Source organism: Sorangium sp. So ce117 (assembly GCF_051524395.1).
GTDB classification, from domain to species: Bacteria; Myxococcota_A; Polyangia; order Polyangiales; family Polyangiaceae; genus Sorangium; species Sorangium cellulosum_B.
This window is the reverse complement of sequence record NZ_CP150309.1, coordinates 11,233,644-11,248,940: the sequence shown is the minus strand read 5'-3', so window position 1 is coordinate 11,248,940 and position 15,297 is coordinate 11,233,644. Positions and strand designations below refer to the sequence as shown.

11 protein-coding genes are annotated in these 15,297 nt (G+C 70.2%); 2 read left to right on the top strand and 9 right to left on the bottom strand.

Features of this window, described 5'->3' with window-relative positions; genetic code table 11:
• Positions 1 to 31: 31 nt before the first annotated feature.
• The 4 genes from WMF46_RS42185 to WMF46_RS42170 form a co-directional block, all read right to left on the bottom strand.
• Positions 32 to 1,276 carry a non-reducing end alpha-L-arabinofuranosidase family hydrolase gene (locus tag WMF46_RS42185; RefSeq protein ID WP_437982403.1) on the bottom strand — a complete coding sequence of 415 codons (1,245 nt, stop codon included), beginning with the start codon at positions 1,274 to 1,276 and terminating at the stop codon, positions 32 to 34.
• A 310-nt stretch (positions 1,277 to 1,586) separates the two neighbouring features.
• The gene (locus WMF46_RS42180; RefSeq protein ID WP_437982402.1) at positions 1,587 to 1,964 is read right to left on the bottom strand and encodes an LUD domain-containing protein; all 378 of its coding nucleotides are present in this window, start codon (positions 1,962 to 1,964) and stop codon (positions 1,587 to 1,589) included.
• A gap of 133 nt (positions 1,965 to 2,097) precedes the next feature.
• Entirely contained in the window at positions 2,098 to 2,907 is an 810-nt protein-coding gene (locus tag WMF46_RS42175) for a fumarylacetoacetate hydrolase family protein (protein WP_437277536.1), read from the bottom strand.
• A 190-nt stretch (positions 2,908 to 3,097) separates the two neighbouring features.
• On the bottom strand, positions 3,098 to 4,279 hold the full coding sequence (locus WMF46_RS42170) for a non-reducing end alpha-L-arabinofuranosidase family hydrolase (RefSeq protein ID WP_437982401.1): 1,182 nt from the start codon (positions 4,277 to 4,279) through the stop codon (positions 3,098 to 3,100).
• A 305-nt stretch (positions 4,280 to 4,584) separates the two neighbouring features.
• On the opposite strand from WMF46_RS42170, the gene WMF46_RS42165 reads away from it, so the two are divergent.
• On the top strand, positions 4,585 to 5,544 hold the full coding sequence (locus WMF46_RS42165; protein WP_437982400.1) for a hypothetical protein: 960 nt from the start codon (positions 4,585 to 4,587) through the stop codon (positions 5,542 to 5,544).
• 12 nt (positions 5,545 to 5,556) lie between these two features.
• Here WMF46_RS42165 and WMF46_RS42160 read toward each other — a convergent pair whose 3' ends face one another.
• The gene (locus tag WMF46_RS42160) at positions 5,557 to 6,939 is read right to left on the bottom strand and encodes an MFS transporter (protein WP_437982399.1); all 1,383 of its coding nucleotides are present in this window, start codon (positions 6,937 to 6,939) and stop codon (positions 5,557 to 5,559) included.
• The gene (locus tag WMF46_RS42155) at positions 6,932 to 9,460 is read right to left on the bottom strand and encodes a PEP/pyruvate-binding domain-containing protein (protein WP_437982398.1); all 2,529 of its coding nucleotides are present in this window, start codon (positions 9,458 to 9,460) and stop codon (positions 6,932 to 6,934) included. The genes WMF46_RS42160 and WMF46_RS42155 overlap by 8 nt, the downstream gene beginning before the upstream one ends.
• 162 nt (positions 9,461 to 9,622) lie before the next feature.
• Here WMF46_RS42155 and WMF46_RS42150 point away from each other — a divergent pair, with 162 nt between their 5' ends.
• Entirely contained in the window at positions 9,623 to 10,225 is a 603-nt protein-coding gene (locus tag WMF46_RS42150; RefSeq protein ID WP_437982397.1) for a TetR/AcrR family transcriptional regulator, read from the top strand.
• Here the strand turns inward: WMF46_RS42150 and WMF46_RS42145 are convergent.
• The 3 genes from WMF46_RS42145 to WMF46_RS42135 all read right to left on the bottom strand — a co-directional run bounded on the left by WMF46_RS42145 (position 10,167) and on the right by WMF46_RS42135 (position 14,668).
• A complete protein-coding gene (locus WMF46_RS42145; RefSeq protein ID WP_437982396.1) occupies positions 10,167 to 11,618 on the bottom strand; it encodes a DUF362 domain-containing protein in 1,452 nt (483 codons plus the stop codon). The two genes, WMF46_RS42150 and WMF46_RS42145, sit on opposite strands and share 59 nt — an antisense overlap.
• A 34-nt stretch (positions 11,619 to 11,652) precedes the next feature.
• Positions 11,653 to 13,899: a glycosyltransferase gene (locus WMF46_RS42140; protein WP_437982395.1), complete on the bottom strand. Its 2,247-nt coding sequence runs from the start codon at positions 13,897 to 13,899 to the stop codon at positions 11,653 to 11,655.
• 88 nt (positions 13,900 to 13,987) lie between these two features.
• Positions 13,988 to 14,668 carry a methyltransferase domain-containing protein gene (locus tag WMF46_RS42135; protein WP_437712402.1) on the bottom strand — a complete coding sequence of 227 codons (681 nt, stop codon included), beginning with the start codon at positions 14,666 to 14,668 and terminating at the stop codon, positions 13,988 to 13,990.
• Positions 14,669 to 15,297 lie beyond the last annotated feature (629 nt).

Genomic DNA, 15,297 nt, shown 5'->3' with positions numbered 1-15,297 from the left:
CCTTACCGAGAGCTCGAGGAGGGGCGCGGCGTCACTTCTCGAGCGTGATCAGACCCAGCTTGTACGGCAATCTTTCGTAAGCCCCTCCGGCGTTCGGATCCCTGCCCTGGTAGAGGAACTGCATGTTGCACGCGTTGATGGTCATTCGCTCGTCGCTCCCGGAGCGGACCAGCTCGCCATGGCTGATGTCGTCGCTCCAGTCCCCGCCTTCGAACGTCACGTTGGCAGGGCCGGCGAAGGGCTTCTGCTTGGTGTCCGCCAGGGGAGCCCAGGGGCCGTCGAGGCTCTCGGAGGTCCACGACCTGAAGAAGCGAGGGCTGTTGTCGAACGCCTCGACCATGAGCAGGTACTTGTTCGTGCCATCCACCTTGTAGACGTTGCTGGCCTCGAACAGGAGCCCCGAGCTGGGGGCCGTCATGACGGTTTCGTACCCATCGAAAGCCGGGAATTTATCGATGCTGACCTTGGAGCGGTAGAGCTTCCCGTCGTCCCGCGAGAAGAACAGATGGCAGTTCTTGTCGTCGCAGATGTTCCAGAAGTCCAGCGCGCCAAGGGTGTTCCCCATCTGGCCTGGCTCGCCCTTGAGCAGCGCCTGGGGCCGGCTCCAGCCGTTGACGTTGTTGATGTCGTCGTTGGTCGAGTACCGGCCGTTCCACTGGAAGATGAGGTACCACTTGTTGTGCGGCCGGAAAAAGAAGACCTGGGGCGCGACCGTGCCGCCGGTGGGCCAGCTCGCCATGTGCTGCTGCGTAGCGGCGCTCGCCTGAGCGAAGTCGGTGAAGTTCAAATACACGGAGCTCCACCCCCCGTTGCCCGCCGTGTCGTACACGGTGGCAAATACGTGGTACTTGCCGTCGTGGAACACGATCGTCGGGTCCTTGATGGAGACGAAGTTGCGACCGGCAGTCGACTTGGGGCTGATCACCGGAGGCCCCGACTTCCACTTGAACGTGGTGGGCAGGTCGCAGGTCACGGGCGGCGAGCCGCCCGCGCCCGCGCCGCCGCCGCCGTCCCCCGGAGCGCCGCCGCTCCCCCCGGTCCCACCCGTCGGGTCGCCGCCCGTGCCCGGGTCGCTTCCGCTGCTCGTGCTCGTGCTCGTGCCGGGGCCTGATCCACCCGTGCCGCTTGCGCTCGTGCTCGCGCCCGCGCCGGTCGTGCTGCTAGCGCTCGTCGTCGGGTTCTCCGAGCCACCCGTACCACCACTGGACGGCTGGTCGTCCCCCGTGTCGCTGGCGCAACCGGCGAGCGCGGCGAGCACACAGCCGAGGGCAGACAAACGAAGGAGGGAACGGGACGGAGTCAAAGATTGGCGAGGCAAATCGAAGGGAGTGATCATGCTGGTCTCCAGAGGGATGCCCGATCGGGCAGCGAGCTCCTCAGAGCCCGACTGTCAAGGTTGACGCGTACGAGGACGAGGACGAAGGGCCCGGTGCCGCATGGCGGCCTACCCAGGGCAAAGCGGAGGAATCTCCGAGCCAAATTGTGAGCGCTCACATCTACGGCGTCAATTGAAAACCGGCGCGCGGGACTCGCCGGCCACGATGCCGATCGCCGGAAACTCCTCGGAACGCGCTCCCGGCGTCGCTCTACCAGGCATCGACGATCAGGGCGATTGGCTCGCCCGGTCCGTGCACGCCCTGAATCAGGATGCCCTCCACGTCGGTCGTCTTGGATGGCCCCGTACACCTGACCACGTAGGGGTCGCCGCCGAGCGCGGAGATTTCGGCGCAGAGCGAACGGTGGATGTCGGCGCGGCGAACGAGCGCCACGTGGATCCAGGGGGCGAGCGCGCTGAGGCGCGTCGAGGTGGTCGCGTCGTCGAGGATGACGGTGCCCGTCTCGGCGATCGCGCCGGCGGCGCGCGTGATGCCGAAGTCATCGGCGTCGATTCGAGCGCGCGCGAGCGTGGAATCCAGCTCGAACGCGCCGAGCGACCGGGGCGACGTCGCCGGGGGGCGAGCCATTCCGGCAGGATCTGGACCCGACCTCCGGGCGCGAGCGCCGCGCGCCAGACGGTCGGCTGGCTGACGAAATCGAGGAGCTCCCAGGAGCGGGCCGCGAGCTGCCCGGCGCCCCGCGCGGCGGGGCCGCCGTCATTCACGCTTCCCCTTCGGAGACGACGTGGTTTTCGAGCACGCCGATCTTCTCGATCTCGATCTCGACCCGATCTCCCGGGCGCAGCCAGCGCGGCGGGGTTCGGGCCATGCCGACGCCATGCGGCGTCCCCGTGAGGATCACGGTGCCCGGCAGCAGCGTCGTGCTGCCGCTCAAGAACTCGATGAGCTCGGGCACGCCGAAGATCATGTCGCCGGTCGTCCAGTCTTGCACGCGCTCGCCGTTCAGGAGGGTGGCGATGCGGAGCGCTCCTGGATCTCCGACCTCGTCCGCGGTGACGAGGCGGGGGCCGAGCGGGGCGAACGTGTCGAACGTCTTGCCGCGACACCACTGCCCGCCGCCGCGCCGGAGCTGCCAGTCGCGAGCCGACACGTCGTTCGCGCACGTGTAACCGAGCACGTGCTCGAGCGCGCGCGCGCGGCTCACGTTCTTGCACGCTTTGCCGATGACCACGGCGAGCTCGCACTCGTAATCGACCTCCTCGCTCGCCAGCTGACGCGGAATCACGATCGGCGCGCCAGGATCCTGGACGGCGTTCAGTCCCTTCATGAAGACGATCGGGTGCTCGGGGAGCTTGGCCTTGGTCTCTTCGGCGTGCCGGCGGTAGTTCAGGCCGATGCCGAGGATCTGCGTGGGAGCGATCGGGGCGAGCCTGCGCGCGACCTCCGCACGTTCTTGTGTGACCGTGTAGTGAGCGAAGGGGTCGCCTTCGATGCGCAGGGCCGTGCCATCGCCCTGCTCGCTCGCGTAGCGGGCGCGTCCGTTCGTGTCCAGGTAGCGGATGATTTTCATGAGCGCTCCGAGCGGTCCTGCCAGACCTGCCCGCCGGGGAACGTGTGCGCCGCGAGCGCGTCGAGCGCGGTCTTTGCGTCGCGACGAAAGGGGGTCATGGGAGGGTGGAATCCAGGTGGCGTCCGCCTGGCGGCCCGAGCGGCCGCCAGGCTTACCGGGGTGGTAAAACCACAACTGGAGGGGAGCGGAGCTACTTCTGGAGCGTCAACATCCCGAGCCTGTAGGGCAACTTGCCGTAATCACCCCCGACTTTCGGATCTCTGCCCTGGTAGAGGAACCGCAGGTCGCACGGGTCGATGGTCATCTTCTCGTCGTGCCCGGAGCGGATCAGCTCGCCGTGGCTGATGTCGTCGCTCCAGTCCTGGCCTTCGTAGGTCACGTTGGCAGGGCCGGCGAAAGGGTTCTGCTTGGTGTCCGCCAGGGGAGCCCAGGGGCCGTCGAGGCTCTCGGACGTCCACGACCTGAAGAAGCGAGGGCTGTTGTCGTACGCCTCCACCATGAGCAGGTACTTGTTCGACCCATCCACCTTGTAGACGTTGCTGGCTTCGAACAGGAGACTCGCGCTGGGGGCCGACATGACGGTTTCGTAACCGTCGAAATTCGGGAACTTGTCGATGCTGACCTTGGAGCGGTAGAGCTTTCCGTCGTCCCGCGAGAAGAAGAGGTAGCAGTTTTTGTCGTCGCAGATGTTCCAGAAGTCCAGCGCGCCGTTCGGCTCGCCTCGGAGCAGCCCTTGGGGCCGACTCCAGCCGTTCATGTTGTTGATGTCATCGTTGGTCGAGTACCGGCCGTTCCACTGGTAGATGAGGTACCACTTGTTGTGCGGCTGGAAAAAGAAGACCTGGGGGGCGACCGTGCTGCCGGTGGGCCAGCTCGCCATGTAGTGCTGATCAGCGGCGTTCGCCTGAGGGATGTCCGTGAAGTTCGAGTACATGGACTGCCATCCGCCGTTGCCCGACGTGGTGTCGAACACGGTGGCAAACACGTGGTACTTGTTTTCGAAGAACACGATCGTCGGGTCCTTGACGGATGCCCAGCTGCGGCCGGCAGGCGGCTTGGGGCTGATCACCGGAGGCCCCGCCTTCCACTTGAACGTGGTGGGCAAGTCGCAGGTCGGCGGGGAGCCGCCTGCGCCTCCACCACCGTCCCCTGGATCGCCGCCGCTCCCCGAGGCCGACGTGCTCCCGCCGGTACCCGTCGTACCGCTTCCCCCGCTCCCGACGGAGCTCGACGTACCAGTGCTCCCGCCGGTGCCCGTCGTACTGCTGGCGCTGCTGGCGCCCGTCACCGGATTCTCCGAGCCACCCGTCCCATCAGGGGAGGGCTGGTCGTCGGTCGTGCCGCTGCTGCAGCCGGCGAGCGCCGCGAGCACACAGCCGAGAGCAGAGAGACGAAGGAGGGAACGGCACGGAGCCAGAGCGTGGGAGGGCAAATCGAGGTGAGTGATCATGCTAGTCTCCAGAGGGATGCCCAATCGGGCCAGCGAGCTCCTCAGAGCCCGACCGCCAGGGTGAACGCGCATGAGGAGGAGAAGCCGGGGCGCATGGCGGCCTACCCAGGGCAAAGCAGAAGGATACCCGGAGACCAAATTGTGAACGTTCACATTGTCGGCGTCAATCAAAAACCGGCGCGCAAACCTCCCCCTGGCGGCTCGCGCACACCGGCGCGGAGCACGGTGTGCGCGGCGCATTTTGGCACAAATTCGAGACGAATTGTGCCGCTGTGCCTGTGCGCCAGGCGCGAGGTCCAGAGATCTCGTGCATCTCCGCACTGGCGCACGCGTTGCTTGTACGTGACGGCATGAAACGCACATCCTCCGTGGTTGCTCTTTCGGTGATGTCTCTCGTCCCCCTCTGCATGACGCCCGCGTGTGGTCCCACAGAGACCTCGTCACCTGGCACCACGAGCAGCGGCGAGTCGACGGGACCAGAGCAGACGTCCGCCTGCGAGCCCCGGCAGGCCGGGATATCGGCTGAATTCGAGGTCACCGTCGAGGCTTGGCCGGACGAGGGGTTCGATTCCTACGAAGTGAACATGGCCGCGCCATGCCAGGTGGAGGCGGCCAGCTCGACATCACGCTCCCTTGCCTGCACGGACAAGGACGGCGTCGCGCATGGCGTGACGATCGCTGTCCAGGATTCCGACATCCTGGGCGCCGTTCCCGAGAGCGGTCCCGTGTTCCTGCGGGTTGTGCACTACACGGATATCGTTCCTGTCATCGACCATCAATGGTTCGAGGTGCGCGCCGGCTCCGACATCACCGGCGCGCTGCTCGCGGGAGGCGTCCGAGGTTCCAACCCGTGGCCCGACACGGACGTTGAACCTTATTTCGCGCCGATCAGGATGGCGATGAGCCCCGAGGAAGGGTGTCCCGAAGAACTTCGAAAGATGTGCGTGGCCTACCACAGAGGCCGGATCGATTTCTGGATCGACGAGCTGCCAGCCGGCTCGATCCTCGACGGGCACGAAGGTGAGGTGGGCGCGAGCGGGGCCTATCGTGTGATCGTGGGCGCGAGCGTGGATCGCTCTATGGGAGGGGACCCGGACCTCTGCGGCGGTGACGACGCGGAGTACCTCGACGACTTGCGCATCCTGATCGGAGCGAGAGCGCCGGAGCCCTCCGTCGGCGCCCCGTAGGCCGTGGACTGACTACCGTGATCCCGCGGCCGCCACCGGCGCGGCGGCGCGGCCGGGAAGGAGGAAGGCGCAGCCGATCGTCAGGAGCAGCGCCGCGCCGAAGATGGATGTGGCCATCGTGTGCTCGCGGTTCACCACATCGGCCGCCGGGCGGTCGGTGAGGACGAGGCCGAGCACGGTGAGGCCGACGATGCCCCCCATGTAGCGCATCGTCGATGTGAGGCCTGCGGCCATTCCGCTCTTCTCGCGCGGGACGTCGCTCATCGCCGCGGACTGCGACGGCGGGGACGTCAGGCCGAGGCCGGCGCCGAGCATCACGAGCGCGGGGATCGCGTCCGTGAGCGCGCCCAGCGGCCGCGCCGCGAGCAGGAGCATGCCGGCCAGGGCGAGCGAGCAGCCGGCGAGCGCCAGCGCGCGCGGCCCGAAGCGATCGGAGCCGCGCCCCGCGAGGGGCGAGACGACGACCATCGTCCCCATCATGGCCAGCAGCGTCGTGCCGACGTCGCGTGGCCCGACGTGGAACAGCCGCCCCGCCACCTGCGGCAGCTCGAAGATCGTCGCGTACATGGCGAAGTTCTGGAGCGCGATGAGCAGGCTGCCGCCGAGGAACGCGCGCCGCCGGAACAGGGAGAAGTCGATGACGGGGTCCGCCGCGCGCCGCTCCCAGAGCACGAAGGGCACGAGGCCCAGCGCGCCGAGCACCGCGGCCCAGCGGAGGTGCGCGGCCTCGAGGCCAAGGACGAGCCCGATGAGCGACCCACCCAGCAGCACCGAGCCCACGACGTCGAACCGCGGTCGCGGCGCGGCGGGCGTCACGGCCGCGGGGCGCGGCGGCGCGCCGAGGTGCGCGAGCGCGGCGGAGAGGAGCAGCACCGGGACGTTCGCGAGGAAGATCGAGGTCCACCCGAAGGTCCCCACGAGCAGCGCCCCGATCGTCGGTCCGGTGCCCGCCGACAGCCCCATCACCGCCCCGAAGGCGCCGAAGGCGCGCCCGCGCACCTCGGGCGGCAGCTCCGTGCGGAGCATGGCCGTCGCGCTCGGGACCACGATCGCGCCGCCCGCGGCCATCACGACGCGCGACGCCGCGAGCACCGGGAGCACCGGCCAGAGGTAGGCGAGCGCGGCCCCGACCGCCAGGAGGAGCTGGCCCAGCCCGAGCGCGCGCCGGTGGCCAAGGCGATCTCCGAGCTTCCCACCGGGGCTCTGCAGGACGATGTTCGTGAGCAGGTAGCTCGTCACGAGCGCCTGCCGGAGCGCGCCGGAGTCGACTCGAAGCGTGCGCGCCATCTCCGGCAGCGCCACGGCGACCATCGTGGAGTTGAGCGGCGCGAGCGCCGTCGACAGGGCGATGGCGGCGAGGAGCCGCACCGGCAGGCGCGACGAAGGCTCAGGCACGGGCGAGCTCGCCCGCGCCGTCCTGACGGTCGCCCCGGCGCAGGAGCGCCACCCGGCCCTCCGTCCCGTCCACGAGGATCTCCTGGCCATCCGTGATGCGCTCGGTCGCCCCGGCAGCCCCCAGGACCGCCGGGATCCCGTACTCGCGCGCGACGATGGCCGCGTGGGAGACGGCGCCTCCGACGTTCGTCACGACGCCCGCGGCCAGCGTGAAGAGCGGCGTCCACGCGGGGTTCGTGTAGCGGCAGACCAGGATCTCCCCCGCCTTCAGCCGCTCGAACTCCCGCTCGTCCCGCACGATGCGCGCCTTGCCGCGGACCACCCCGGACGACGCCCCGATGCCGCGGAGCTCGTCGCCCGAGGCGCCTCCCGCGCCCGCCCCGAACGACCTCTTCTGCCACTCCGCGTTGACCACCCCGTACGTCGCGCGCCGCCGTCGAACGAGCCGCTCCACCTCGTCGAGCGGCGGCGCCGCCCCCTCCAGCCACCCCCGGAGCTCGGCTTCCGTCAGGTAGAAGACGTCGTCAGGGCGCGGCAGGCGCCCGCGCTCGCAGAGGCGACGCGCGATCTCGGCCACGATCGCCTGCAGCGCGGAGAACGAGCGCACCAGATCGAAGTGCGTGCGCTCCCGGAACACGATCGCGCTCCGCAGCCGCTCGAGGTTGCGGCGGAACGCGTCGGGCAGACCGGGCACGAGGCGAAGCGCGCGGGTGACCTCCTCGAGCGCCGCCCGGTAACGCGCGAGCCCGGCCTCCTCGGACGGCGGCTCGGCGACGTCGAGCAGGCCGCGAAGGAGCCCCCACAGCGGCGCGGGATCCTGCCGCCACGTCGGCGCCGAGAGGTACATACCGGTGCTCTCCCGGTGCCCATGCTCGTCCAGGAACGCGTCGACCTCGGCCAGGTAGGCCCGGCCGGCCTCCGATTCGCGGAGGGCCTCCGGGCGCCCCGCCCGGATCGCGCCGGCGACCTCCGGCCCTGCGCTCGCCGCCCTGCGCGCGAGGTGGAAGAGCGCGAGGTTCACGTCGGACGTCCGGGTGCGCAGGCCCGAGACGAGGTCGCGCATGACGGTCGCCGCCCGCTTCGGTCCCACGGCGAGGGCGACCGGGACGCGGAGGGCGATCGCGGCCAGCTGGCTGGCGCTCCTCTCGAACCGCTCGCCCAGGACCGCGGTCGTTGTCTCCGTGATCCGGTCGGCGCGGCGGAGGAGCGCGGCGTCGTCCAGCGCGCGGAGATCGACCGGCGCGCAGGCCTCCTGGATCCGCTTGAACCCGTCGCCCTCCCACCACGCCATCGCGTCGTCGCGCAGGCTGGCCGCGACCTTCTGCGGCAGCCGGAGCAACCGGAGGGTGGGTCGCGCCTGCGGTGGGACGAAGATCGGGCGCCACACCTGGTCGACCCACGCGCGCTCGTCGGCCTCGTCCACGTCGAGCCCCAGGAAGCGCACCATGCGCACGAGCGCGGGGAGCGTCGCCCGGAAGCCCCATTGATCGAGCGGCCTGGGGGCGACGGGGAACCTGTCGTTGTCGTTGGCCTCGAGCATCCTCCGCTGCATGCGGTTGAGCCGCGGGGGCGGAGGGAGGGGCTCGATCTCGGCCGTGCCGAGCGTGGTGATCGGGCGCGACTGGAGGAGGTGAATGGAGCCCCCGGCGAAGGCGAACTCCACGTCCTGCGGGCAGCCGAAGTGGGCCTCGAGGCGGAGCCCGATGCGGCCCAGATCGAGCACCAGCGCATCGCTCGGCGCCGGACGGCCGGCCTCCCGGCGGTCGCGGTCGTCGATCGCGAGGTCGTTCGTCCCGGGGCCCGCGGCCCCGTTCGGTTGGTCCGGGCCGGGCGCCGCGGCCCCGGCGAACGGCGCGCGCCGCAGGCGGTACACGTCGCCGGTCGTGTGTCCTGACACAACGGCCTCGCCGAGGCCCGGGGCGACCTCCAGGAGCATGCGGTCGGCGCGCTGGGCCACCGGGTCGACGGTGAACAGGACGCCGGCGAACTCGGCCGGGACCATGCGCTGCACCACCACGGCGATGTTGACCGCCAGGTGATCGATGCCCCGCGCCGCCCGGTAGCCGAGGGCCCTCGGGCTCCAGAGGGACGCCCAGCACCGCCGCAGCGCGAGGAGCAGCCCGTCCTCTCCCGCCACGTCGAGGTACGTCTCGTGCTGGCCCGCGAACGAGGCGTCGGCGAGGTCCTCCGCCGTCGCCGAGGAGCGAACCGCGACCGGCGGCGCGCCGAGCTCGCGGTACGCGTCCCGGACCGCGCTCTCCATCCCGGGCAGCATCGCGCCCCGCTCGAAGAGCTCCGCCGCCTCCGAGGCCGCCGCGTCCCAGCGGCTCGCGGCGAGGTGCGCCGAGAGGCGCTCGGCGAGCCCCCATGCGCGCGCCTGCTCCGCGTACGCGTCAGCGCTCACAACGAACCCGGGCGGCACGGCCAGCCCGAGCTGGATCAGCTCACCGAGGTTGGCGCCCTTGCCGCCCGCCCTGGCGAGGTCGGCTCGGGACAGCTGGCTCAAGCGATGAACAAGCATCAGGCATCTCCTTCGGCCAAGAAAGGCTGCTTCCGCCGCGCCGCGCGCTCCCCGGCGCTCGCCCGCCCTCCGGGCAGCGCCTCGCTCGCGCCGACAGCGTCCGCTCGACCGTCACCTGAAAGTCATTGTGACGTCACAAAGTAAGTATCATGATACTTATAAATGGCAAGGCCGCGTAACATCACCGACGCGCAGATCCTCGACGAGGCACGCGCGTGTTTTCTGGAGCACGGCGCGGGCGTCTCGACGACGCTCATCGCGGAGCGGCTCGGCGTCTCGCACGGGGTGCTGTTCCAGCGCTTCGGCACCAAGGAGCAGCTCCTGCGCGCCGCGCTGCTGCCGCCGTTCGAGCCGCCGTGGATGGCGCGGGCGCGGGCGGGCCCGGACGACCGCGACGCGCGGATCCAGCTCCTCGAGCTCGCCGAGGAGCTCTCCGCCTACCTCGAGCGCATCGTGCCGTGCCTCGCGGTGCTCCGCTCGGCCGGCATGCACGTCGAGTCCATGGCCGACCGGCGCGAGGACCTGCCGCCGGTCCGCGCGCGGCGCGAGGTGGTCGCGTGGTTCTCGCGAGCGATCGCCCGCGGCCTCCTGCGTCCGGTCCGCCCGGAGCACGCGGCCGACCTCTTCCTCGGCGCGCTGCACTTCCGGCCGTTCCACCAGCACCTCTCGAACCAGGGGTTCGATCGATCCGAGGGCCAGGCCTACGTCACGTTCGCGATCGACGCGATTCACCGGACGCTCGCGCCCGCGGCGGAGCAACCGTGACGCGCGGTGCGCCGGCCGCGTCCGGCAGCAGCGACGGCCAGCTCCGCGGCGGCTTGAACCGGTGGGTCGGCGCGGGCCCGTCGACGATGTGCTCTACCTCGTCGAGGTGACTGCCAGGGAGCAACACCCCGCCCAGCGACTCCCGCACGAGCGGTATCCGCGCCGGATCGAAGCCCATCACCTGCGAGGCGATCGCGTCGACGAGGCCCGGATCGAACCCGCCGAGCAGGAGCCCCGCGTGCACGGGCGTCGCCCCGAGCGGCCCTTCGCCCTCCCCCGCGACGATGCCGTCCACGATCGTCAGGTACCGCCGCTGCGGCTCCCCGCGCAGCGCGCCGCCGCGGTCCGCGAAGAACAGGATGCGGTTGAGATCCAGGATCGTCCGCCAGAGCGTGTTGTTCCCCTCCCAGCTGCCATCGATGACCTTCGGCGGCGCCCCGAGCCGCGGCGCGCGCGCGACGAGCGAGTGATCGCCGGGGAGCGGGAACCGGCTGAGCTTGTTCTCCACCGCGTCTCCGAGACCCTGAGGCCGATCGAACTCGTCGCCGCCGACCGATGGATCACCCTCGGTGAAGTGCGGGAGCCAGTACTTCTCGTTTGTCAGGCCGATCACGCTCTTCAACGACAGCGTGATACCCGTCTTCTTGTGCGTCTTCAGCTTGGGGAGGTTGATGACGACATCCGCGTCGAGGAGCGTCTGGGGAATGCTGTACTCGTGCCGTTGCCCTGCGTGGTGCGGCACCGGCGTCGCGTAATGGCTGCGGTGGAAGCGGAGCGCTGCGCTGCGCGGGGCGCCCGCGCCGGCGAAGAAGCTGCTCGAGCCCAGATCGACGACCCGGTAGCCCCGCGGATCGCCGGGCAGGCGGCGGCGGAGGAGCAGGCCGAGGTTCCAGGAGCGGCCGAAGCGGCGAACGTCGTCGAGCGCGAACACCGGCGCGACCCGGAAATACCGCAGGTCGATGAAATCGACGTCATGCCCCTGGGCCCTCAGGTGATCGATGACGTCGAAGATGCCGAGCGGGCCGGCGACCTTCTCGATCTCGCAGCCCTCGACCGGGGAGTCGACGACGCGCACGCTCCCGCGCGGGCCGGCGGCGCGGAGCGCGTAGTCGAGCACGGGCCGGAGCAGCGAGCCGTGCGTGCTGGAGGCGGCGAGGCGCTCGCCCGTGATCTTCTGGTGAAGGTTCTTCGAGGAGACGAGGTTCGGCTTGACGACGACGCGGTCCCCCGGCGCGATCAGGTCGCCGAGCGGGTTCCACGCGGGCGTGCCGGCGCGGGCCGCGTCGAGGCCGAGCCCGCGGAAGAGCGCCTCGACGGCCTCGTAGACCGGGCTCGGCGGGCCATAGGGCGCGCTGCCCCCGTAGCTCACGCCCGGCCGAGAGACCGTCACCACGCGGCGGCTCGTCGCTGTCATCAGGAGCCCCCGGTCAAGCGCCCGGGCCGCTCAGGCCGGACGAGAGGATCTCCGCCGGCGCGGCGCGCTGGAAATCGACGTTGAGGCGCGAGACGCTCGCGAGGTGCTTGCCCGTGCGGACGAGCGCGATGTCGTCGGCGAACTCGACGTTGATGCGCATCCGCTCGCCGAGGTGATGGCGGAACGTCGCGAGCACCTCGTCCAGGACCTGCTGCGAGAACCGCCCGCCCTTGACCACGCGGAACGTGATGGCGTCGCGCTCCTCCTGCACCACCTGGAAGCGCTTGATCGCGTAATCGAACTCCTTGAGGTAGTGCGCGAAGAACGTGCCGGGCAGATAGCGCCCGTCCGTCCCGCGGATGATGGACTGGACGCGCCCCTCGATGCGGCCGACGCGCGGCGCCCCGCGGCCGCAGGGGCACGGCGCGGACGGGGACATCGCCTCGGCGAGATCACCGATGCGGTAGCGGACGAACGGCATGCAGAAGTTGTTGAGATCGGTGATCACGACCTCTCCGATCTCCCCCGGCTCGGCGGGGCGCCCGTCGCGCAGGACCTCGACGATGTACCCCTCGGCCACCACGTGGTGGCCCTCGTGCGCGTCGCACTCGTACGCGATGCCCGAGAACTCGCGGCTGCCGTACTTGTCGAAGACCTTGCAGCCGAACGCCTCCTCGATGAGCCGGCGGCTCGGCAGCGGCAGCGTCTGCGCGCTCGACATGATCGCGCGCGGCCGGGCCGCGACCTTTCCGGTGCTCTTGACGTAATGGGCCAGGAAATCGAGCGCCTCGGCGTAGCCATCCATGAGCACCGGCCGCGCGCCGGCGATCCTCGCGATCATCTCGCCCAGGTTGTCGTCGGAGAGCTCGAAGATCGGGATGAACGTCCGGTTCGAGAGGACGGCGTCCGCGCGCTCGCGGGCAGCCTGCCACTTCGTCATGCCGATCGTCTGGTGCCAGAGCCGCACCGTGGGGTCGCCGAAGCGGTAGCCCGTCCACTCCTGCGCCCGGAGCGTCGCCGCCCAGCGGAACTCGAGCTGAGCCCGGTCCGCGTAGCAGACGAAGGGCTCGCCGGTGGAGCCGCTGGTCGTGATCTTGAGGACCTGCGACTTGTCGTGGTTCTCCGACATGATGTCGAAGTAGAGGTGGCGCCGGATATCCGCCTTGGTGAGGAACGGCAGCTTGTGGAGGTCTTCCTGGCCGCGGATGTCCTCGGGCCGGAGCTTGAGCTCCTGCATGCGAGCGCGGTAGTAGGGCACGTTGCGGTAGCAGTGGCGGAGCAGCCGCCTGAGCTTCTCGTCCTGGAGCTCGCGGGTCTGCGACGGCGTGAGCCACTGCGTCCTGCGCAGCGTCTCGTAGTAGTGCTCGACGTCGCGCGTGATCATCCAGTGGGTGTGGTTGAACGCGGCCAGGTACGCGCGCCACCTCGCCGTGGAGAGCGGGTCGCGCTCCGGCGAGCGGTCGACCACCGGGTTGCGGCGGAGGTACTGAGTGGCCACGTCCGGCGGGATCCGGTCCACGCGGTACTCCCACGCGGCCTTGCCGAGGTCGTAGAACGATTTGACCACGGCGCGCGCCGCGGCCTGGTCGAGGAAGGAGACGCCCTGCCGCCGCTGCTCGAAGAGCGTCTCGACCTCTTTGTAGGAGTAACCCTTGGCGTGGGCGGCGACCAGGATGAAGGACTGCCAGTAAAAATAGCTGCCCTTGTACGTCAAGAGATCCTGGAACACCTCCCGTGCGCACATCACGAAGCCGCTCTTGTTGTCGTGGAGCGACATGCCGAAGGTGGTGTTCAAGAGGTGGTTGAGCCCGCGGCTCAGGTGGTACCGGCGGTCCCTGCGGCGCCCGACGGCGCTCCGCCAGCCCTGGACGACATCGACGCTGTGCTCGTAGAGCTCGCGCCGGAGGCGCAGGAGGTCCTCGGGCTGGTACTGGAGATCGGCGTCGATGGTGGCGACGAGCTTGCCGCGCGCGGCGGCGGCGCCGGTGCGCCACGCCGCCGTGATGCCGCGGTTCTGCGGGTGGAAGCACCCAACGACGAGCCCCGGGTGCGCGGCCATGAGCGCGCGGATCGTCGTGGCGGTGCCGTCGGTCGAGCCGTCGTCGACGAGGATGAGCTCGCCCGTGAGCGCCCCTGCGCGGAAGACGCCGAGGATGCGGTCGGTGAGCTCGGGGATGTTCAGCTCCTCGTTGAGACAGGGCACGAGGACGGAGAGCTCGATCGGCGTCTCCGGAGCAAGCTCATGATGGGCGTCGGTCATGGCGTGTTCACCTAGTTTACCTGGTAGCGGAGCGCGCAGCGGTTCGCGGGCGCGCGGCGCGCCGCGCGGCCCGGAAACAGGGCCGGAGTCACAGGGGCACGCAGCGGAAGCACGCGCGGATCGGCAGCGCGTCGTGCGGCGCGGCGCGGCGCTCGGTCACCCGCAGATGGCGCGCCAGCAGGCGGCCGAACTCCTCGGGCGTCCACTGGTGCAGGTGGTAGGCGTCGCCGCCCCACTGGATGCGATCCCGCAGGAGGTAGCCGACGGGCGTGCGCCGCACGACGCCCTTCAGCCGCGCGATGAGCGGGTCGTTCGGCACCGTGATCGCGGCCACGCCGCCGGGGCGCAGGAGGCGCGCGATCGCCGCGAGGACGGCGGCGGGGTCCACGGTGTGCTCCAGGACCTCGGTGCAGAGGATGCGGTCGAAGCTCGCGGCCGGCAGGTCGAGCTTGTCGACCTCGCCCTTGAGGAAGCGGGCGTCGTAGCCCGCGAGGTTCCTGCGGGCGGTGTCGAGGTAGACGTCGGAGACGTCGATGGCCGTGATGCGCGCCCGCGGAAACAGGCGCAGCACGTGCCCGCCGCCCGAGCCGACCTCGGCGAGATCGAGGCCGGCGCAGTCGCCGAGCATGTCGCGGAGGATGGCGAGCCGCTTTCGTTCGATGAGCCGGATCGGCAGCGGGGAGCGCTCGTAGTAGTCGTCGATCGGGTGCTCCCGGGCGAGGCGGTCGTTCAGCGCCTCCACGTCGATGTCGCCGGCTGTGTTCGGCATGGCGGCCCCATAGCATGGGGGCGGCGGAGCCTCACCCCGGCGGCGGCTCCGCGCCCGGCGATGGGACCGCGCGATCATCCTCCGACGTGAACGTCGAGGCGGCGATCCGCCGGGTCGCCGCCGTCACCGGCGCCGGGCGGACTGACGTCGTGCTCCAGGAGATCGAGGCCGAGCTCGACGACGTGCCCATGCGCGGGTGTCGCAGCATCCGACGGCGCGCAGGGCCACCGAGGACGAGATCGCCGGCTCGGCGCCATGGCTGTGCTCGGAGGGATCGGCCGACGTGACCGGTGCCTCGCTCCCGGTTAGGGTCGACGTCGGCTCCCTGGTCGTGTGAGAGCCCGCTGACGGTGCAGTGCGGCGCGCATCCAGCAGGTCCGCCGGGAGACGCTGTTGAGCGCCTCCGGACGCATTCGGCGAGCGCGCGATCGCGCGATCACGCGCTGGTTGCCGCTGCGGGCGGAAAGAAAGAGACAAGATCGCTGAGACACTCCTTGCTGTTGGTGCCCCAAGGGAGTAACTTGGGCCCCTCACGACGTCACTGGCTCTCGACACGATGCGTTCTCTCTCTCCTCCACGCGAGGGAGATCGTTGCTCGCGCGGATGACTGGACGACGCACCGTGTGCCT

Excerpts from the sequence above, each read along its gene's own strand:
- WMF46_RS42180 (WP_437982402.1), bottom strand. The coding sequence starts at position 1,964 with ATGGCTCGCCCCCCGGCGACGTCGCCCCGGTCGCTCGGCGCGTTCGAG.
- WMF46_RS42175 (WP_437277536.1), bottom strand. The coding sequence starts at position 2,907 with ATGAAAATCATCCGCTACCTGGACACGAACGGACGCGCCCGCTACGCG.
- WMF46_RS42155 (WP_437982398.1), bottom strand. The coding sequence starts at position 9,460 with ATGCTTGTTCATCGCTTGAGCCAGCTGTCCCGAGCCGACCTCGCCAGG.
- WMF46_RS42150 (WP_437982397.1), top strand. The coding sequence starts at position 9,623 with ATGGCAAGGCCGCGTAACATCACCGACGCGCAGATCCTCGACGAGGCA.
- WMF46_RS42140 (WP_437982395.1), bottom strand. The coding sequence starts at position 13,899 with ATGACCGACGCCCATCATGAGCTTGCTCCGGAGACGCCGATCGAGCTC.
- WMF46_RS42135 (WP_437712402.1), bottom strand. The coding sequence starts at position 14,668 with ATGCCGAACACAGCCGGCGACATCGACGTGGAGGCGCTGAACGACCGC.